This window comes from Pectinatus frisingensis (assembly GCF_015732285.1).
Lineage (GTDB): Bacteria > Bacillota > Negativicutes > Selenomonadales > Selenomonadaceae > Pectinatus > Pectinatus frisingensis.
Genome location: NZ_WIQU01000054.1, coordinates 71,028 through 89,484, shown reverse-complemented (window position 1 = coordinate 89,484; position 18,457 = coordinate 71,028). Strand labels below are relative to the sequence as shown.

Annotated in this window: 26 protein-coding genes; 1 reads left to right on the top strand and 25 read right to left on the bottom strand. The window is 39.9% G+C overall.

The window, feature by feature from the left end; translation table 11 throughout:
* Positions 1–28: 28 nt before the first annotated feature.
* From rpsQ to cysK, 22 genes are all read right to left on the bottom strand, one after another.
* On the bottom strand, positions 29–286 hold the full coding sequence (gene rpsQ, locus I6751_RS10375) for a 30S ribosomal protein S17 (protein WP_182187677.1): 258 nt from the start codon (positions 284–286) through the stop codon (positions 29–31).
* 34 nt (positions 287–320) lie between these two features.
* Complete coding sequence (gene rpmC, locus I6751_RS10370; RefSeq protein WP_182187676.1) at positions 321–521, bottom strand: 50S ribosomal protein L29; 201 nt, start codon at positions 519–521, stop codon at positions 321–323.
* Complete coding sequence (rplP, locus tag I6751_RS10365; RefSeq protein ID WP_182187675.1) at positions 511–951, bottom strand: 50S ribosomal protein L16; 441 nt, start codon at positions 949–951, stop codon at positions 511–513. Before rplP ends, rpmC begins: the two co-directional genes overlap by 11 nt.
* Positions 951–1,622 carry a 30S ribosomal protein S3 gene (gene rpsC / locus I6751_RS10360; protein WP_182187674.1) on the bottom strand — a complete coding sequence of 224 codons (672 nt, stop codon included), beginning with the start codon at positions 1,620–1,622 and terminating at the stop codon, positions 951–953. The genes rplP and rpsC overlap by 1 nt, the downstream gene beginning before the upstream one ends.
* 16 nt (positions 1,623–1,638) lie before the next feature.
* Positions 1,639–1,971, bottom strand: coding sequence for a 50S ribosomal protein L22 (gene rplV, locus I6751_RS10355; protein WP_182187673.1), 333 nt, complete (start codon positions 1,969–1,971; stop codon positions 1,639–1,641).
* 21 nt (positions 1,972–1,992) lie between these two features.
* Entirely contained in the window at positions 1,993–2,274 is a 282-nt protein-coding gene (rpsS, locus tag I6751_RS10350; protein WP_182187672.1) for a 30S ribosomal protein S19, read from the bottom strand.
* Positions 2,275–2,332: 58 nt separating this feature from the next.
* Entirely contained in the window at positions 2,333–3,172 is an 840-nt protein-coding gene (gene rplB / locus I6751_RS10345) for a 50S ribosomal protein L2 (protein ID WP_182187671.1), read from the bottom strand.
* Positions 3,173–3,196: 24 nt separating this feature from the next.
* Entirely contained in the window at positions 3,197–3,478 is a 282-nt protein-coding gene (rplW, locus tag I6751_RS10340; protein ID WP_182187670.1) for a 50S ribosomal protein L23, read from the bottom strand.
* Entirely contained in the window at positions 3,478–4,101 is a 624-nt protein-coding gene (gene rplD, locus I6751_RS10335) for a 50S ribosomal protein L4 (RefSeq protein ID WP_196591210.1), read from the bottom strand. Before rplD ends, rplW begins: the two co-directional genes overlap by 1 nt.
* A 24-nt stretch (positions 4,102–4,125) precedes the next feature.
* Positions 4,126–4,770, bottom strand: coding sequence for a 50S ribosomal protein L3 (rplC, locus tag I6751_RS10330; RefSeq protein ID WP_196591211.1), 645 nt, complete (start codon positions 4,768–4,770; stop codon positions 4,126–4,128).
* A 15-nt stretch (positions 4,771–4,785) separates the two neighbouring features.
* Positions 4,786–5,097, bottom strand: coding sequence for a 30S ribosomal protein S10 (rpsJ, locus tag I6751_RS10325; protein ID WP_231037621.1), 312 nt, complete (start codon positions 5,095–5,097; stop codon positions 4,786–4,788).
* A 163-nt stretch (positions 5,098–5,260) separates the two neighbouring features.
* Complete coding sequence (gene tuf, locus I6751_RS10320) at positions 5,261–6,448, bottom strand: elongation factor Tu (protein WP_182187666.1); 1,188 nt, start codon at positions 6,446–6,448, stop codon at positions 5,261–5,263.
* A gap of 17 nt (positions 6,449–6,465) precedes the next feature.
* A complete protein-coding gene (fusA, locus tag I6751_RS10315; protein WP_182187665.1) occupies positions 6,466–8,544 on the bottom strand; it encodes an elongation factor G in 2,079 nt (692 codons plus the stop codon).
* 24 nt (positions 8,545–8,568) lie between these two features.
* Positions 8,569–9,039 carry a 30S ribosomal protein S7 gene (gene rpsG, locus I6751_RS10310; protein WP_182187664.1) on the bottom strand — a complete coding sequence of 157 codons (471 nt, stop codon included), beginning with the start codon at positions 9,037–9,039 and terminating at the stop codon, positions 8,569–8,571.
* Positions 9,040–9,070: 31 nt separating this feature from the next.
* Positions 9,071–9,448, bottom strand: a complete 378-nt coding sequence (gene rpsL, locus I6751_RS10305) for a 30S ribosomal protein S12 (protein ID WP_182187663.1) — start codon at positions 9,446–9,448, stop codon at positions 9,071–9,073.
* Between the two features lie 51 nt (positions 9,449–9,499).
* Positions 9,500–9,745 (bottom strand): L7Ae/L30e/S12e/Gadd45 family ribosomal protein, encoded by a 246-nt coding sequence (locus tag I6751_RS10300; RefSeq protein ID WP_196591212.1) that lies wholly within the window; start codon positions 9,743–9,745, stop codon positions 9,500–9,502.
* 172 nt (positions 9,746–9,917) lie between these two features.
* A complete protein-coding gene (locus I6751_RS10295; protein ID WP_196591213.1) occupies positions 9,918–10,634 on the bottom strand; it encodes an amino acid ABC transporter ATP-binding protein in 717 nt (238 codons plus the stop codon).
* The gene (locus I6751_RS10290; RefSeq protein ID WP_182187660.1) at positions 10,621–11,289 is read right to left on the bottom strand and encodes an amino acid ABC transporter permease; all 669 of its coding nucleotides are present in this window, start codon (positions 11,287–11,289) and stop codon (positions 10,621–10,623) included. The genes I6751_RS10295 and I6751_RS10290 overlap by 14 nt, the downstream gene beginning before the upstream one ends.
* Positions 11,290–11,325: 36 nt before the next feature.
* The gene (locus I6751_RS10285; RefSeq protein WP_182187659.1) at positions 11,326–12,126 is read right to left on the bottom strand and encodes a basic amino acid ABC transporter substrate-binding protein; all 801 of its coding nucleotides are present in this window, start codon (positions 12,124–12,126) and stop codon (positions 11,326–11,328) included.
* 193 nt (positions 12,127–12,319) lie between these two features.
* Positions 12,320–12,616, bottom strand: coding sequence for a zinc-ribbon domain containing protein (locus I6751_RS10280; protein ID WP_182187658.1), 297 nt, complete (start codon positions 12,614–12,616; stop codon positions 12,320–12,322).
* A 109-nt stretch (positions 12,617–12,725) separates the two neighbouring features.
* The gene (locus I6751_RS10275) at positions 12,726–12,908 is read right to left on the bottom strand and encodes a YjfB family protein (protein ID WP_182187657.1); all 183 of its coding nucleotides are present in this window, start codon (positions 12,906–12,908) and stop codon (positions 12,726–12,728) included.
* A gap of 173 nt (positions 12,909–13,081) precedes the next feature.
* Positions 13,082–14,014, bottom strand: coding sequence for a cysteine synthase A (gene cysK / locus I6751_RS10270; RefSeq protein WP_196591214.1), 933 nt, complete (start codon positions 14,012–14,014; stop codon positions 13,082–13,084).
* Positions 14,015–14,373: 359 nt separating this feature from the next.
* On the opposite strand from cysK, the gene I6751_RS10265 reads away from it, so the two are divergent.
* A complete protein-coding gene (locus I6751_RS10265; protein WP_196591215.1) occupies positions 14,374–15,741 on the top strand; it encodes an MFS transporter in 1,368 nt (455 codons plus the stop codon).
* Between the two features lie 168 nt (positions 15,742–15,909).
* Here I6751_RS10265 and dhaL read toward each other — a convergent pair whose 3' ends face one another.
* The 3 genes from dhaL to I6751_RS10250 are packed head-to-tail and all read right to left on the bottom strand — an operon-like array spanning position 15,910 to position 18,438.
* Positions 15,910–16,548 (bottom strand): dihydroxyacetone kinase subunit DhaL, encoded by a 639-nt coding sequence (dhaL, locus tag I6751_RS10260; RefSeq protein ID WP_196591216.1) that lies wholly within the window; start codon positions 16,546–16,548, stop codon positions 15,910–15,912.
* Between the two features lie 9 nt (positions 16,549–16,557).
* On the bottom strand, positions 16,558–17,553 hold the full coding sequence (locus I6751_RS10255; RefSeq protein WP_196591217.1) for a dihydroxyacetone kinase subunit DhaK: 996 nt from the start codon (positions 17,551–17,553) through the stop codon (positions 16,558–16,560).
* 24 nt (positions 17,554–17,577) lie between these two features.
* Positions 17,578–18,438 (bottom strand): sugar phosphate isomerase/epimerase family protein, encoded by an 861-nt coding sequence (locus I6751_RS10250; RefSeq protein WP_196591218.1) that lies wholly within the window; start codon positions 18,436–18,438, stop codon positions 17,578–17,580.
* Positions 18,439–18,457: the final 19 nt, after the last annotated feature.

The window sequence follows — 18,457 nt, the reverse complement described above, 5'->3', positions numbered from 1 at the left end:
CTCCCTTATTAAAATCCTTAGTATTCAATTATTTCGCCCGTTCAAGAATTTTAACGACTCTCCAGCATTTACTTTTAGATAATGGACGTGTTTCCATAAGAGAAACGGTATCGCCAATGTGAGCATCGTTATTTTCATCATGAGCCTTGAATTTAACCGTCTTTTTTATAAGTTTTTTATAAAGTGCATGTTGTTCAAGGTCTTCAACAGCTACCACAACGGTTTTATCCATTTTATCACTTACAACTTTACCAATTTTGGTCTTGCGTTCATTTCTTTCACTCATAAAAGAGCCTCCTTCCTTCTGCATATCATCATCATTAAGCATTTGCATTTAATTCCTGCTCACGCTGAATCGTTTTAATACGAGCGATTGTCTTTTTGATGCTTTTGATACGCATCGGATTTTCCAGCTGACCGGTAGCCAACTGAAATCTCAGATTAAAAAGCTCTTCTTTAAGTGAAGCAAGTTTCTGGTTAAGTTCACCGTCACTCATATCACGTATATCTTTAACCTTCATTTACTTCACCGCCCTCTTGCTGATCTGCACGTTTTATAAACTTCGTCTTTATTGGCAACTTATGCCCGGCAAGACGCATAGCTTCTCTTGCCGTTTCTTCAGTTACACCGCCCATTTCAAACATGATGCGGCCCGGTTTTACTACTGCTACCCAGTATTCCGGTGAGCCCTTACCACTACCCATACGAGTTTCAGCAGGTTTTGCTGTAACTGGCTTATCCGGGAAAATCTTTATCCAAACCTGTCCACCACGTTTAATGTAACGTGTCATTGCAATACGAGCTGCTTCTATCTGACGATTGGTAATCCATGCTGCTTCTAATGCCTGAAGGCCATATTCGCCATGCGATACCTTATTGCCGCGATGAGCTTTCCCACGCATATTACCACGGAACTGTTTACGGAATTTTGTTCTCTTTGGAATTAACATTAGGCTTCGCTCCCTTCAGCTGCAACCTGTACAGGTTGTTTCTTTTCCGGAAGAATTTCGCCTTTAAATATCCATACTTTTACGCCGATACGACCATATGTTGTATGTGCTTCAGCCGTTCCATAATCAATGTCTGCTCTCAACGTATGAAGTGGGATACTTCCTTCACGATAAGATTCGCGTCTTGCTATTTCAGCACCGCCTAAACGTCCGCCGACTGTAACTTTTATGCCTTTAGCACCCATGCGAATCGTGCGCCCAACAGACTGCTTCATTGCACGGCGAAAAGCGATACGACGTTCCAGCTGTGACGCGATATTCTCAGCAACAAGTGTTGCATCCATATCCGGCTGTTTGATTTCAGCAATATTGATATCAATATGCTTTGTCGTTAACTTTTTCAAACTATTTTTTATCTGTTCAATCCCTGAACCACCACGGCCGATTACCATACCAGGTTTTGCCGTATGAATTGTCAGCTTAAGACGATTTTTGGAACGTTCAGTTTCAATTTTTGATACGCCTGTTTGATAAAGACTTTGTTTTAAGAAAGCACGAATTTTAATGTCTTCACATAAATTTGCTCCATAATCTTTATCAGCATACCATTTTGCATCCCAGGTTTTTACGATACCGATACGCATTCCATTAGGATTAACTTTCTGACCCAAAGTAATTGCCTCCTTTTTACTTTTCTTTAACTACTACTGTAACATGTGATGTGCGTTTCAAAATTTTGAACGCCTGTCCGCGGGAACGCGGATGAATGCGTTTTAACGTAGGACCTTGATCAACATATGCTTCTGCTATATAAAGAGCATCAACATTCATGTCAAAATTATTTTCAGCATTTGCTACTGCCGATTTCAAGACTTTATTTACCACATCAGCGCCTGCTTTAGGCGTAAATTTTAAAATTGCAAAAGCTTCCGCCACATTCTTGCCGCGAATGAGATCAATGACCACGCGAGCTTTGCGCGGAGCGATACGGATATATTTTGCTACTGCTTTAGCTTCCACCAAAGTTCCTCCTTTCGGCAATTATTTTAAAGTGGTTTTGCGTTCTTCACCGGAATGTCCTTTAAAAGTACGTGTCGGTGCAAATTCACCTAATTTATGTCCAACCATATCTTCAGTTATATACACAGGTACATGCTTGCGTCCATCATGTACAGCAATTGTATGACCGACAAATGTCGGCAGAATTGTTGAACTTCTTGACCATGTTTTAATAACTTTTTTTTCTTTAGTTTCATTCATGGCATCAATTTTCTTAATAACACTTTCGTGAACATAAGGTCCCTTTTTTACTGATCTTGACAAAGTATGTCCTCCTTTCAACCATCTTTCTGCAAATAATATTTCTTATCATTGCAGTTTATTATTTTTCACGTTTGCTTACGCGGCGTTTAACAATAAGTTTATCTGATGGTTTTTTACGACGAGTTTTAGCACCCATGGCACATTTGCCCCATTTAGTAACAGGATGTTTGCGTCCGACAGGACTTCTGCCTTCTCCACCGCCATGTGGATGGTCATTCGGGTTCATCGCTACACCACGATTAGCCGGACGAATACCAAGCCAACGTGAGCGGCCTGCCTTACCAATAGAAATATTTTCATGTTCAAGATTGCCAATCTGACCGATTGTTGCACGGCAATTAATATGAACCTTGCGAATTTCACCGGAAGGCATACGGAGCAAAGCATAATTTCCTTCTTTAGCCATCAGCTGTGCTGCAGCCCCTGCTGAACGAACCAACTGTCCACCCTTGCCAATCTTTAATTCAATATTATGGATCATTAAGCCTACCGGAATATTAGCGATTGGTAGTGCATTTCCCGTTTTTATATCTGCATCCGGACCTGATACGATGGTATCTCCTACCTTCAACCCATTAGGAGCTAAAATATAACGTTTTTCACCATCTGCATAATTTAACAATGCTATGCGGGCACTGCGATTAGGATCATATTCAATTGTTGCTACACGTGCCGGGACAGAATCCTTATTGCGTTTAAAATCAATTATACGATAAAGACGTTTATGCCCGCCGCCTTGATGTCTGACTGTTAAACGACCATGCATGTTGCGGCCGCCTGTTTTCTTTATACTTTCCACCAATGATTTTTCTGGTTTATCTGCTGTTATTTCTTCAAAAGAAGAAACTGTCATAAATCTCCTGCCTGGAGAATACGGTTTAAATTTTTTTATTGCCACTTGATTTACCTCCTTTTCTGCTAGTTACGCTTCGAAGAATTCAATTGTTTCTCCTGCTGCGAGTTTCACAATTGCCTTTTTATAATCGGAACGTTTTCCGCTGGTGCGACCCATACGTTTTACCTTACCGGTAACGTTAATCGTATTTACATCGGTTACTTTCACTTTGAAAATTTCTTCAACAGCTTTACCGATTTCAACTTTATTAGCCTTTTTGGCAACCTTGAATACATATTTGCCCTCAGCCATGAGGTCAGTAGATTTTTCAGTTACTAACGGCTTTATGATGATATCTCTTGCGTCCATTATGCCAATACCTCCTCAATGCGGGTAATAGCATCTTTCGTGATGAAAAGCTTATTATGATTCAATATATCATAAACATTCAATCCATTAGAATTTATTGCTTTTACACCCGGAATATTACGGGAAGATTTTTCCACATTTTCAGCAAAATCAGCGGTTATGATAAGTGCCTTATCTTCCACACTGAAATCACTGAGCAATTTTACAACATCTTTTGTTTTCGGTGCTGCAAAATCAAGATTTTCTAATACAACAAAATCTTTGCTGTTAACTTTGTCAGTAAGGGCACACTTTATAGCTAAGCGACGCTGTTTACGTGGCATAGAAAAAGCATAAGAACGAGGATGCGGTCCGAAAACAGTACCGCCGCCGACCCATATTGGTGAACGGGTACTGCCACTTCTTGCACGACCCGTGCCTTTTTGTTTCCACGGTTTGCGTCCGCCGCCACGTACTAATCCTCTCGTTTTAGTGGCATGTGTGCCTAAACGCTGCGATGCAAGCTGCATAACAACAGCCTGGTGAACAAGACCTTCATTAATTTCAACACCGAACACATTTTCTGCCAGTTCCATGTCGCCGACTTTTTGTCCGGTCATATTAAATACTTCTACTGTAGGCATATTCCCTTTTTATCCTCCTTCCAATTATTTTTTATTTGGTTTAACTGTTTCTTTTACCATTACAAAACTATCTTTGGGTCCAGGAATAGCACCCTTTATCAGTAAAAGATTACGTTCTTTATCAACACGTACAATGTTTAACCGCTGTATGGTAACCTGATTTGTACCCATACGACCAGGTAATTTCTTACCTTTAAGCACACGTCCACCATGTCCGCTGATCATAGCACCAGTAGAACCAGGTTCACGATGTGATTTGGAACCATGTTTCATCGGTCCACGGGCAAAGTTATGAAGTTTTATAGCACCAGCAAAACCTTTCCCCTTGGATGTCCCAACTACATCTACCAAATCGCCCTCAGCGAATATGTCAACGCCGATTGTATCACCAACGTTATATTCAGAAGCATCATTTAAGCGAACTTCACGGATAAATTTAACCGGATCTGCTCCAGATTTAGCAAAATGTCCTTTTAACGGTTTTGTTACTTTCTTTTCCTTAACTTCACCAAAGCCAATTTGCACCGCATTATATCCGTCGTTTTCCATTGTTCTATTTTGAAGCACGACATTTTTACCGGATTCAACCACTGTAACAGGTATTACTCCGCCTTCTTCGGTAAAAATCTGTGTCATGCCGAGTTTTTTACCTAAAATTGCTTTTATCACTTTTGCCACCTCCTATTACAATTTAATTTCGATATCCACGCCAGCTGGTAAATCTAAACGCATTAAAGCATCAACAGTTTTTGATGTAGGTTCTAAAATATCGATAAGGCGTTTATGGGTTCTCATTTCAAACTGTTCCCGAGAATCTTTATTTACGTGTGGAGATCTTAAAATTGTATAAATATTTTTTTCGGTAGGCAATGGAATAGGGCCAGAAACCATGGCACCCGTTCTTTTAGCAGTTTCAACTATTTTAACAGCGCTTTGATCAAGTGATTTATGATCATAGGCCTTCAAACGAATACGTATTTTTTGTTGTTTGGACAAAATATTTTCCTCCTTATCGCCCGGATTCCATGATCCAGACATTTCTCTGTGCTAGTTACCTCACTAAATGGCGAGCAATCTAACACGTCATCGCATTAGACAAAAAAAAGCTTTATATAAGGGCGGCGAAGCGCCGCCCTTATATAAACTTTACATGTTCAGCTTACTCAGCAATTTCAATTACACGCCCGGCACCAACAGTATGGCCGCCTTCACGAATAGCGAAGCGCAAACCTTTTTCAATGGCAATCGGGGTAATAAGTTCAATATCCATTTCGATATTATCGCCAGGCATAACCATTTCAGTTCCTTCTGGTAATTTAACAACACCAGTAACATCGGTTGTACGGAAATAAAACTGAGGGCGATAATTCGTAAAGAACGGAGTATGACGTCCGCCTTCATCTTTTGTAAGTACATAAACCTGAGCTTTGAACTTGGTATGCGGATGAATTGTTCCTGGTTTAGCAAGAACCTGTCCACGTTCAATTTCTGCACGGTCAATACCACGCAGAAGAGCCCCTATATTATCACCGGCAACAGCATTGTCCATGCTCTTACGGAACATTTCGATACCAGTTACAGTAGTAGATTTTCTTTCATCACTCAAACCAATGATTTCTACTACGTCATTCAGTTTCAATTCACCACGTTCAACACGGCCTGTAGCAACAGTACCACGTCCAGTAATGGTGAATACATCTTCAACCGGCATCAAGAAAGGTTTATCTGTATCACGTACAGGTGTAGGAATATAATCGTCTACAGCATCCATAAGTTCAAGAATTTTCTTTTCTGCTTCTGGATCACCTTCAAGCGCTTTCAAAGCGGAACCAGTAATTACAGGAATATCATCTCCAGGGAAATCATAAGAAGAAAGAAGTTCACGAACTTCCATTTCAACGAGTTCCAAAAGTTCCGGATCATCTACCTGATCTGCTTTGTTCAAAAATACAACCATAGCAGGCACACCAACCTGACGGGCAAGCAGAATATGTTCACGGGTCTGCGGCATAGGACCGTCAGCAGCACTAACAACTAAGATAGCGCCATCCATTTGTGCGGCACCAGTGATCATGTTTTTAACATAGTCAGCATGGCCCGGGCAGTCAACATGCGCATAATGCCTTTTGTCAGTTTCGTATTCTACATGAGCCGTATTGATTGTAATACCACGTTCACGTTCTTCCGGAGCCTTATCAATCATACTATAATCTTCAAATTGAGCCAATCCTTTTTTGGAGAGAACTTTTGTGATAGCAGCGGTAAGCGTTGTTTTACCATGGTCAACATGACCGATAGTACCAATATTAACATGTGGTTTAGTTCTTTCAAACTTTTGTTTAGCCATTGTGAGTAATTCCTCCCTTATTCACCTTTGTTTTTTGCTACAATAGTATCTGCTATATTTTTAGGAACTTCTTCATAATGAGATACTTCCATTGAATAGTTCCCGCGGCCTTGAGTTCTGGAACGCAAATCAGTCGCATAACCGAACATTTCAGAAAGTGGTACCATGCCATTGATAACTTGCACACCATTGCGCGGTTCCATTCCTTCAATGCGTCCACGCCGGGAATTCAAATCACCGATTACATCGCCCATATATTCCTCAGGTACCGTAACTTCAACTTTAACATATGGTTCCAAAAGCACAGGATCAGCTTTTTGTGCCCCGCTTTTAAATGCCATGGAGCCGGCAATCTTAAATGCCATTTCTGATGAATCGACTTCATGGTAAGAACCGTCATAAACGACAGCCTTGATGTCAACCATAGGATATCCGGCAACTACCCCATTTTCCATTGCTTCCTTGACACCATTTTCAATCGGGTTAATATATTCCTTGGGGATGGCCCCACCAACGATTTTACTTTCGAAGGAGAAACCTTCACCCGGTTTTTGAGGTACAAGTTCGAGCCAGCAATGACCATACTGCCCTTTACCACCAGACTGACGAATAAATTTACCTTCGGCTTTAACATCTTTTTTGATTGTTTCACGATAAGCGACCTGCGGTTTACCAACCGTACATTCAACTTTAAATTCGCGAAGCATACGGTCTACAATAATTTCCAAATGAAGTTCACCCATGCCGGAAATTATTGTCTGCCCTGTTTCCTGATCAGTTGCTACCCGGAAAGTAGGATCTTCTTCCGCCAGTTTCTGCAAAGCTATGCCCATTTTTTCCTGGTCAGCCTTGGTTTTCGGTTCAACAGCAACGGAAATAACCGGATCAGGAAATTCCATGGATTCAAGAACTATAGGATTTTTTTCATCACATAACGTATCACCGGTGGTGGTATCTTTAAGTCCGACAGCCGCTGCAATATCACCACTGTAAACAACATCAAGCTCTCTGCGATGATTAGCATGCATCTGTAATATACGTCCAATACGTTCTTTCTTATCTTTAGTGGAATTATATACGTAAGATCCCGCTGATAATGTACCGGAATATACACGGAAGAAAGCCAATTTACCGACAAATGGATCAGCCATAATTTTAAATGCCAACGCAGAAAATGGTTCTTCATCATCAGCTTCACGGTGAGCTTCTTCATCCGTATCAGGATTGATACCTTTAATAGGTGGTATATCAAGTGGTGATGGCATAAAATCGATAACGGCATCCAGCATTGGCTGTATGCCTTTATTTTTATAAGATGAACCACATACTACTGGACAAATCTTACATTCTACCGTAGCTTTTCTGATTACTTTCTTTATTTCTTCTTCAGAAATTTCTTCACCCTCAAGATATTTCATCATGAGATCATCATCAGTTTCTGCTATGACGTCGAGCATCTTCTGCCGATATTCTTCAGCCTTTTCCTGCAGTTCAGCCGGAATCGGTCCAAAGGTTTCCAGTTTGCCTTCCTTATCTTCATAAAGAATAGCTTCCATTTTTATAAGATCAATCATGCCGCGAAAATCATCTTCAGCACCGATAGGTATTTGAATAGGTACCGGATTAGCATGTAATCTGTCTATCATCATTTGGATAACATTGTAAAAATCTGCACCAACGATATCCATTTTGTTAACATAAACCATACGCGGTACATTGTAACGTTCAGCTTGGCGCCAAACAGTTTCTGACTGCGGTTCAACACCACTTTTACCAGAAAGGACTGTTACTGCTCCATCAAGCACTTTCAATGAACGTTCGACTTCAACAGTGAAGTCCACGTGTCCGGGTGTATCAATAATATTGATGCGATGTTCCTTCCAATGACAAGTTGTTGCAGCCGAGGTAATTGTTATACCTCTTTCTTGTTCTTGAGCCATCCAGTCCATGGTAGCTGCGCCATCATGAACTTCACCAATTTTATGCACTATCCCGGTATAATACAATATACGTTCGGTCGTAGTGGTTTTGCCGGCATCTATATGTGCTATGATACCGATATTGCGAGTTTTTTCAAGTGAAAACTCTCTAGCCACTTACATCGCCCCTTGTTATATTAATTACCAACGATAATGAGCGAATGCCTTATTAGCTTCCGCCATCTTATGTGTGTCTTCCTTTTTTTTGATGGCCGCACCAGTATTATTAGCTGCGTCCATAAGTTCTCCCGACAATCTTTCATTCATTGTCTTTTCTCCGCGTAAGCGCGCATAATTGACCAGCCAACGAATACCTAATGTCATACGGCGATCCGGACGAACTTCAACTGGTACCTGATAGTTTGCGCCACCGACACGGCGGGCACGCACTTCCAGTACCGGCATTACATTACTGAGTGCCGTTTCAAAAACTTCCAACGGATCCTTGCCCGTTTTATCTTTAATGCGATCAAATGCATCGTATACCACTTGCTCAGCAACACTTTTCTTGCCTGAAAGCATTACTTTATTAATAAATTTTGTTACCTTTTTGGATCTATAAACCGGATCCGGTAACACATCACGTTTAGGTACAGGACCTTTTCTCGGCATCTATGTCCCTCCTTATTATTAAACATTTAAGTTATTTTTTCTTACTGCGTTTTGCACCGTATTTACTTCTTCCCTGTGCGCGATCTTGAACTCCTGCAGTATCAAGAGATCCACGAATAATATGATAACGAACACCCGGTAAATCTTTTACACGACCGCCACGAATTAGTACAACACTATGTTCTTGTAGATTATGTCCAATACCAGGTATATATGCCGTAACTTCGATACTATTAGTTAAACGGACACGGGCAACTTTACGCAATGCGGAGTTAGGCTTTTTCGGGGTTGTTGTATAAACCCTAGTGCAAACGCCACGTTTCTGCGGACAGTTTTTAAGTGCCGGAGCCGTAGATTTTTCCTGCAAGCTCTGTCTGCTTTTTCTTATCAGCTGATTGATTGTAGGCATACATGCACCTCCTTCCTAAAAGATAACACCCAAAACCGGGTATATCGGCAATTACTTGTTTATTATAGCTGCTGCTGCAGCGCCGACTTCAATTGAGCAGGCCTTACCAAGTTCTGCCATCGTAGCTCCCGTTACCACTTGTATTTCTTTGCCTGCACATAAAGTTTTCAGTGGATTAAGGATCCTGTCATCTGCGTCATCAGCTAAAAAAACATACTTTGCTAAACCATTATTGACCGCTTTTGTGACCTGCTTTATTCCAATAACATGTTTCGCATTTCTTAGTTTCTCCAGCATTAATATCACTCCTGTAACATTACCGCAGTTTCAGATACTCATATATATTATCATGCCTAAAAACCTATGTCAACACTTATTTAATAAGTGTTTTTATTAACACGTATCCTGGCGTATCACAATATATACATTTGCTGCTTTTATAAGCAGCAAATTTATATATATACAATCATCACAGTACTTTAGATAAAAACAGCTTTGTCCGTTCTTCTTTAGGTGCTTCAAAAACACTGCGTGGCAAACCTTCTTCTACGATCCGTCCATCATCAACAAATAACAGCCGAGTACCCACCTCACGGGCAAAACCCATTTCATGTGTGACAACGACCATGGTCATACCCTCTTTGGCCAAATTACGCATTACATCCAAAACTTCCCCAACCATTTCCGGATCCAAGGCTGATGTCGGTTCATCGAATAGCATCACCTTCGGTTTCATTGCCAGCGACCGTGCTATAGCAACACGTTGCTGTTGTCCTCCTGAGAGCTGTGAAGGATAGGCTTCAGCTTTATTTTCCAGTCCGACTCTTTGCAGCAATTCCATTGCCTCAGCTTTTGCGATACCACGTTTTGTATTACGAACTTTCATTGGCGCCAGCATAATATTATCCAGCACCGTCATATGCGGAAATAAATTAAACCGTTGAAAAACCATGCCGATTTCTGAACGGATTTTATTAATATCTGATTTTTGCAAATCCATTCCATCTATGAGTATCTGTCCATGTGTCGGAATTTCCAGGTAGTTCATACAACGCAATAAAGTCGACTTTCCCGAGCCGGATGGTCCGATTATCACTACAACTTCCCTTTTGGCAACATTTAAATTAATGCCCTTAAGAATTTCGGCAGATCCAAATGATTTATGCAAATCCTTAACTTCTATCATTTTTTATATCAAACCTCCGTTCCAGATAAGCTACTAAGCGGGAAATAGTAAGTGTCATTATCAAATAAAGGAATGCCACTGTCACCCAAATTTCCAGTGAACCATACGTACGCGCTATTATAAGCTGCCCTCTGCGGGTTAATTCTTCAAATCCGATCACCGAAACAAGCGAAGAATCCTTCAATAGCGCGATAAATTCATTTCCCAACGGAGGAATAACACTTTTAAAAGCCTGCGGCACTATAATATACTGCATTGTTTGTGCCCAAGTAAGCCCGAGTGAACGTCCAGCTTCCATCTGTCCCTCATCAACAGCCTGAATGCCCGCCCTAAATATTTCAGCCACATAAGCTCCGCTGTTTATACTGCATGCAGTTATTGCTGCAAAAAACGGATCCATATGGATTCCAAGCACCATCGGCAGAGCAAAATAAATGATAAAAATCTGTACAAGTAACGGCGTTCCACGAATAAAATCGACATAAACAGCTGCCAGCCATTTTACCGGTTTTACCTTTACAACACGTGCAATACCAACAAACATACCGATTACAATCCCCATTGATACACTTATCAATGTTATTTTTACGGTAACTACTGCACCAGCTAATAAAAGAGGCAATGATTTTATAATTAAAGCAAAATTAAAACTCATCTAGTCAACATCCTATATATTTTTCGGCAGCATCAATCAATTATTGGAAGGTTCCGTGCCAAACCACTTTTTATAAATCTTGTTGTATTCGCCGTTTTCTTTTAATTTTTTAAGAGCATCATTAATTTCCTGTACAAGTTTTGTATTATCTTTCTTCACAGCAATTCCATAGTTTTCGGAGGTAAGTTGTTCTCCGACACGTTTTACACTGTTATCACTGTTTTTAGTCATATAATAAGCATTGACCGGTTTATCATTTACTACAGCATCAACATTTCCAGCTTTTAGTTCCAAGAATGTGTCCGCTGAGCTATTTAATTCTTTTACCTGTGCATTAGGAATTTTTTTTGCTTCTTCTGCGCCGGTCGTTCCTATCTGAACGGCAATTTTTTTGCCCTGAAGGTCATTAAAAGAATTAATGCTGTTATTGTCAGCCTTAACTATTATAGTGAGCCCTGATTCGTAATAAGGATCCGAAAAAGCAACTTCTTTTTCTCGTTCTTCATTTATTGACATGCCTGTTATTACAGCATCGATATTTCCTGTCTGTAATGCAGGAATAAGTCCGTCAAAACTAATATTGTTAATTTCAACTTTAGTGCCCATTTCCTTACCTATAGCTCTTATTAAATCCATGTCAAAGCCTTGATAATCAGTATCGTTTTCACCTTGGAATTCAAATGGTGCAAAATCAGCACTGGTCGCAACTTTCAATACTTTTTCTCCGCCGGATCCCGAAGCGGAACTTTCCTTAGCAGTGTCATTGCTACCGCAGCCAGCCACGACAAAAGCTGCCCCCATAATAACAGCCAAACACAATAATAAGATTTTTTTCATATAAAATCCTCCTAAATATTATTTCTTCCAGCCCCTATTCACAGACAGGCATGAAACCATATCTCAAAGTACCAATGATCAAATTACAAAATATGGTTAATTCTTGTCCTCTTATATAAAAAGGAGCACGGATAAACCACCCATGCTCCTTTGCCGGCGCGCTATTCGCTGCCGCTGTGTTCATCCAGCAGCACTACATTGTTTTATTATGAATAATATTGAAACAATCACGGCAGTATACAGGACGATCTGGCTTTGGTTCAAAAGGAACTTGTGTTGTCGCGCCACATTTTGCGCAAACAGCCTCGTACATTTTGCGAGAAGATGAACGGCCATCTCGACTGTGCTGCCGTTTCGCATCGCGGCATTCGTGGCAGCGACTGGGCTCATTTTGAAAACCTTTTTCCGCATAAAATTCCTGTTCCCCTGCAGTGAATATGAATTCTTTGCCGCAGTCCTTACATGTCAATGTCTTGTCTTGATAATCCATCTACAAAATCCCCTTACATTTTTCAAGCCCCGTTGTTCCTCCTGCCATTGTGGTACCGTGCAAATTCGAACAATAAGCTTAATATAAAATTACGGCTAAGCCGTATGAATCACACACTAATGTCCACACTAGTACCAAGGTTAGAATCGGAGCCGACAGATAACTCAGTGATCATGTCAGCAGATGACTTCATTTCATCGAAGACTTTACCAAGAGCTGCTATTCCAACATTTTGTTGCAACTGGGCCTGATTCATCCCAACTGACATAGCAGCGATACTCATTGTATCCATAAGCTACATGCCCTTTCGACATAAAATATCATAAATCTGTTCTTATTATAATGTAAGGTAACTTAATTTGCAATAAAAATTACATAAAACACCTCTGTGCAGAACATTAAAAAAAATAATTATTCTGTACAGAGGTGCATCTTACTTAACATTAGAGTTTTCTTAAATTATTATCAATCATTAAACAACGCTGTGGACAAATAACGTTCACCAGTATCCGGTAAAATAGCTACTATTGTCTTACCAAAATTTTCTTGTTTCTGTGCCAATTTGACGGCAGCAGCAAATGCAGCCCCAGATGAGATTCCCACTAATACGCCTTCCGATTGTGAAAAATCCCGGCCGTATTTAAAAGCATCCTCATTAGATATAGTAATGACTGCGTCATAAATTTTTGTATCCAAGGTTTCTGGAATAAACCCCGCTCCGATACCCTGGATTTTATGTGGACCAGCCTTGCCTTCACTTAGGACTGGTGATGTTTCCGGTTCAACAGCATAAATTTTTATGTCAGGATTTTTTTCTTTTAAATATTTCCCAGTACCGGAAAGTGTACCCCCTGTACCTACCCCCGCAATAAAAATATCAACCTTTCCCTTAGTATCAGCCCATATTTCCGGCCCCGTCGTCAAATAATGTGCCTTAGGATTAGCCGGATTAGTGAACTGCGACGGTATAAATGAGTTTGGTGTTTCTTTAGCCAATTCTTCAGCCTTAGCTATAGCGCCCTTCATGCCTGCCTTACCATCGGTAAGCACAATTTTTGCCCCATAGGCTTTTAACAAATTACGCCGTTCTACGCTCATCGTTTCCGGCATTGTTATTATTATTTTATAACCACGCGATGCTGCAATCGCAGCCAGTCCTATACCAGTATTGCCACTGGTCGGTTCTATTATCACAGAATTTTTCTTCAAGATATCACGTTGTTCTGCATCCTCGATCATTGATTTGGCGATGCGGTCCTTTGTACTTCCCGCTGGGTTGAAATATTCCAGTTTGCCCAAAATATCCGCCTTCAAATCATGTTTTTTTATATAATTTGTTGCCCGTAAAATCGGGGTATTCCCAATAAGCTGTGTAATGCTATCATAAATTTCCGCCATGTTAATTCCTCCATTTAAACTAATGTTGTAATAATAATACTAACCATTCTACCTACCCGTCAATAAATATTGCCTAAACACTTTTTTCCCATTCAATCACCAATCAACTTCGCCTCCTGTTAAACAGAAAAAAGACCTGACTGACAGCTACACAAATGTTTCTGCCCGCCAAGCCTTTAGTTTTCTAATCAGCCTGATAGTATATCATAATTAATACACAATTATTATTCGCATCTTGATTATAGCATCGGCAATTTATAAAGTCAATATATCCTATTTTATCAATCAGATATATCCATACCATTGATTTTATACTATAATAAAAACTATATTAAATATTATTTTATCAGGTAACTATTATGGATGAAAAAAAGGTTTTTATTTCCGTATTACTGACATCTTTCTTCGGTCCTTTCATGGGCAGCTCTGTCAATGTAGCGATTCCTTCAATGGCCTTAGAATATGGTGTGAATGCCGAAAATTTGACATGGATACTGACTTTATTTCTACTAGGTTCAGTCATTTTATTATTGCCCAGCGGCAAATACGCTGACATAAATGGCCGACGCAAAGTTTATCAAACCGGGTGCATTGGTGTTGCTTTCACCACACTGGCTTGTGTTTTTGCACCTGCTTTAAATATACTTTTATTATTACGTTTTATGCAGGGCATTTTTATGGCGATGAACTTTTCCACTGGCATGGCTATGCTGGTTGCCAGCCATCCCCCACAAAAGCGCGGCCAAATCATCGGTTATTCCGCGTCTTGTGTCTATATGGGACTTTCACTCGGTCCCGTAATCGGTGGTGCGCTTACACAATTTCTTGGTTGGCGAACAATTTTCATTTTTACGGCACTCGGAATTTTTACCAGCATTTATATAATGAGTTCCGTCAAACAAGAATGGTATGGTGATCGCAATGAAAAACTAGACATGTTCAGTTCCTTGCTTTATGCATTGTCTGCTGCTTCGATACTTTACGGGCTGTCCGATTATGCTCGTCATCCTCTCATGAAATGGCTTATTATCATCGGTTTAGTCCTAGCTGTCGCTTTTATTTATCGACAGAATCATATTAAATATCCTCTTTTTGCTCTATCATTATTTAAAAACACTATCTTTGCCATGTCTAATACGGCTGCCCTCATTCATTACAGCGCTACCTTTGGCATTTCCTTCACATTATCATTATATTTGCAAGTGATACGTGGATTTGATGCCTTAAGTGCCGGCATGCTTTTATTACTGCAGCCAATAATGATGTCACTGTTGTCCCCTTTAGCCGGTGCCCTCTCTGATAAATTTGAACCGCGCTTAGTAGCTTCCAGCGGTATGGGCATCACGGCATTTGGTCTATATATGCTTTCTCATCTAACAACAACGACTACTTCTTATTATATAGGAAGCATCCTCATAATTATAGGAATAGGCTTTGCCCTTTTTTCTTCTCCAAATAATAACGCCATCATGGGTGCGGTACAACCTAAATTCTATGGTGTTGCTTCATCTACCCTGGCTGTTATGCGTATGTTTGGTCAGGCAATCAGTATGGCTATTGTTACTTTTTTACTATCAGTCGCCACTAAAAACATCATAACCGGTGGGTATATACCTGCTTTACTGGAAGGTATACAAAACATTTTTACAATTCTTTCCCTGACTTGTACTATAGGCATTATCTGTTCTTTAGCACGAGGTACACGGAAAAAAGACCGAACCTCTTAATAAAAAATAACATAAGTTTTTCGTCTTTTGCATAATCTAATTCAGATAAAAAGCTAACTAAAAATGAATGTTTGTATACGAACAATACATTGCAAAACAATCATCAATATTAAATAATTTTGTAATCAATATTTTTAATAAATATCAAAACTAACCAAATTATTTTTATTACAATAAAGTAATAATAGAATCAGCCATGGCCGATAAAAGCAGATAACATGATACTGACCCGGTATCAAGAACGCCAATGCTTCTTTCTCCCAACCTGCTGGCTCTGCCATACTTTGCTTTAAAGTTTTTAGTAGAATCACTGCCCGCTTTTGCCGCAGTTTTCATTTTCAGCAATGCCCGCTTAAAATCTTCTTTTCGTGCCACACTGTCCCTTAAACTGTTAATTGCTGGAATCAGCGTATCCACAAGAGTTTTATCTCCTACTTTAGCTTCAATTATCTCACTAAGTCCCTTATATCCGTTTTCCAGCATTGCTGCGAAATCTGTCAGAGATATTTTCTGTAAATTGCTCCCTGCTTCACTCATGCCGGTGAATATAGTACCATATATTGGTCCCATCGAACCGCCGATATCATTCATTAAAGTCATTCCAAGATATTCAAGACCTTCGCTGAAAAGGAATTCTTTGTCACAATAATTTTTTTCAAATAGAGAAAAGCCTTTGTTCATATTTACGCCGTGGTCTCCATCACCAATCAATCCATCAATATCGCTTAAATATGCTTTATTCTTTTGTATGGTATCCACCATCGCCAGTAAAACGGCTCCCCCGTCTTTATTGTCAAATGTACTCATTATAAACTCCTATTCCTGCTTTAATCCCATACTGTACGCCGGCACGTCAATGAGTTCTTTTAATTCCTTATCCAATTTCATCATTGTAAATGTAGCACCCATCATTTCCAGCGATGTAAAATAGTTCCCTACATAAGCCTTGTGTACCTTTAATCCTGCATGACCAATTAATTTTTCAATTTCATTGTACAGTACATAAAGCTCCATGACCGGGGTAGCACCAAGTCCTGATACCAGTATAACGACTTCATCATCTTTTTTAAAAGGATAATCGGACAGTACGATATCAACCATTTTTTTAGCTATCTCTTTAGCTGTACCCAATGGACAAACTTTCATGCCTGGTTCGCCATGGTGTCCGATACCAACTTCCATCGTACCATGTTTTATGTCAAAATTAGAATGGCCGACTGTTGGCAGAGTACATGGTGATAAACCGATACCAATACTTTTTGTAGCATCGATAGCTTTCTGGGCAGCAGCTATGACTTCATCCAGAGAAGCTCCTTGTGCTGCTTTAGCTGCGCCGACTTTCCACATCAAGATTTCACCGGCAACACCACGACGTTTTTCTTCCTGGCCCTTAGGCGCTGATGCAACATCATCATTAGCTACTACAGTTTTTATGGTAATGCCTTGTTTTTTAGCCATTTTTAGTGCCATTTTCACGTTCATGTTGTCACCGGAATAGTTGCCATAAAGACAGGCGACACCTTTTCCCTGATCGACAGCTTTGGCGGCATCAAGAAAAGCTGCGGCAGTTGGTGATGAAAATATTTCTCCGACAGCTGCGGCATCACACATGTTTTTACCGACATAACCAATGAATGCAGGTTTATGTCCACTGCCTCCACCAGTTATTACGCCAACTTTATCGGGCAGAATATTTTTAGCTTTTACGACACGGCTGTTAGCTGTAGATTCTACAATATTATCATGTGCTTTTATAAAACCCGCCAGCATCTCATCCACTATGTTATCCGGGTCATTCATTATTCTCTGCATAATTGTGCTCCTTGTTATAAATTATTATGCACCTGCTTCAATGGCTATTTCCCTTAAATTGGCTAAGCCTTTTACAGCTAATTCTTCTCCCGTGTCAGCGAATTTACGCCATATTGCACATTGTTCATTTAATTCTTCAAATCCTGGATCAAAGGATTCAATTACACAAGGACCGCTGTATCCGATTTCTTTTAATGCAGTAAAAAATTCTTTAAAAGGAACTAATCCGGTGCCCGGTATGCCTCTGTTGTTTTCACACACATGAACATATCCAAGAAATTCCTTACCACATGTTTTTACTGCTTCTGTATAACTGGTTTCTTCTCTTATCATGTGAAAACAATCTAAATGTACAGCCATATTTTTTGTACCAACATCCTTACAATACTTTACGCCGTCGGCAGCAGTATTGATAAAATGAGTTTCGAATCTATTAACAGGCTCTACGCATATTTTTAAAGCAGGATGTACTTTAACAGCATATTCAGCTGCTTCTCTCATAGCATTTACGGAATTACTCCATTCTTCTTCTGTGCGTGGCTTACCTGTGAGGCAACCCCAACCGGCATAATTAACACCGCCTAGTATGTTGGAACCAATTGCTTTATTAATACCAATTAGCTGTTTTAGTGACTGTATACCATTTTCTCTTATGGCTTTATCTGGAGAGATCAAGCTGTTTTCAGCATTTAGTGTTGTTGATGTCACAGCTTGAAGAGATCTTCCCTGCAATTCTTTTATGACTTTTTCTGTGGGAAAAGTTTCAGGATGAGCTATTGCAAAATCAATTGCTTGGAATCCCAATTCTTCAGCCTTTTTTATTATCCAAATATCTTTATCAGTAAAGACTTCTGTCCAGATAAATGTATCTACACCTATTTTCATGTGTCTCACTTCCTAAATA

Coding starts and splice junctions, on each gene's coding strand:
- rpsQ (WP_182187677.1), bottom strand. CDS start 286: ATGAGTGAAAGAAATGAACGCAAGACCAAAATTGGTAAAGTTGTAAGT.
- rpmC (WP_182187676.1), bottom strand. CDS start 521: ATGAAGGTTAAAGATATACGTGATATGAGTGACGGTGAACTTAACCAG.
- rplP (WP_182187675.1), bottom strand. CDS start 951: ATGTTAATTCCAAAGAGAACAAAATTCCGTAAACAGTTCCGTGGTAAT.
- rplW (WP_182187670.1), bottom strand. CDS start 3,478: ATGGACGCAAGAGATATCATCATAAAGCCGTTAGTAACTGAAAAATCT.
- rplD (WP_196591210.1), bottom strand. CDS start 4,101: ATGCCTACAGTAGAAGTATTTAATATGACCGGACAAAAAGTCGGCGAC.
- tuf (WP_182187666.1), bottom strand. CDS start 6,448: ATGGCTAAACAAAAGTTTGAAAGAACTAAACCACATGTTAATATTGGT.
- rpsG (WP_182187664.1), bottom strand. CDS start 9,039: ATGCCGAGAAAAGGTCCTGTACCTAAACGTGATGTGTTACCGGATCCG.
- rpsL (WP_182187663.1), bottom strand. CDS start 9,448: ATGCCTACAATCAATCAGCTGATAAGAAAAAGCAGACAGAGCTTGCAG.
- I6751_RS10300 (WP_196591212.1), bottom strand. CDS start 9,745: ATGCTGGAGAAACTAAGAAATGCGAAACATGTTATTGGAATAAAGCAG.
- I6751_RS10295 (WP_196591213.1), bottom strand. CDS start 10,634: ATGATAGAAGTTAAGGATTTGCATAAATCATTTGGATCTGCCGAAATT.
- I6751_RS10290 (WP_182187660.1), bottom strand. CDS start 11,289: ATGAGTTTTAATTTTGCTTTAATTATAAAATCATTGCCTCTTTTATTA.
- I6751_RS10285 (WP_182187659.1), bottom strand. CDS start 12,126: ATGAAAAAAATCTTATTATTGTGTTTGGCTGTTATTATGGGGGCAGCT.
- I6751_RS10280 (WP_182187658.1), bottom strand. CDS start 12,616: ATGGATTATCAAGACAAGACATTGACATGTAAGGACTGCGGCAAAGAA.
- I6751_RS10275 (WP_182187657.1), bottom strand. CDS start 12,908: ATGGATACAATGAGTATCGCTGCTATGTCAGTTGGGATGAATCAGGCC.
- cysK (WP_196591214.1), bottom strand. CDS start 14,014: ATGGCGGAAATTTATGATAGCATTACACAGCTTATTGGGAATACCCCG.
- I6751_RS10265 (WP_196591215.1), top strand. CDS start 14,374: ATGGATGAAAAAAAGGTTTTTATTTCCGTATTACTGACATCTTTCTTC.
- dhaL (WP_196591216.1), bottom strand. CDS start 16,548: ATGAGTACATTTGACAATAAAGACGGGGGAGCCGTTTTACTGGCGATG.
- I6751_RS10255 (WP_196591217.1), bottom strand. CDS start 17,553: ATGCAGAGAATAATGAATGACCCGGATAACATAGTGGATGAGATGCTG.
- I6751_RS10250 (WP_196591218.1), bottom strand. CDS start 18,438: ATGAAAATAGGTGTAGATACATTTATCTGGACAGAAGTCTTTACTGAT.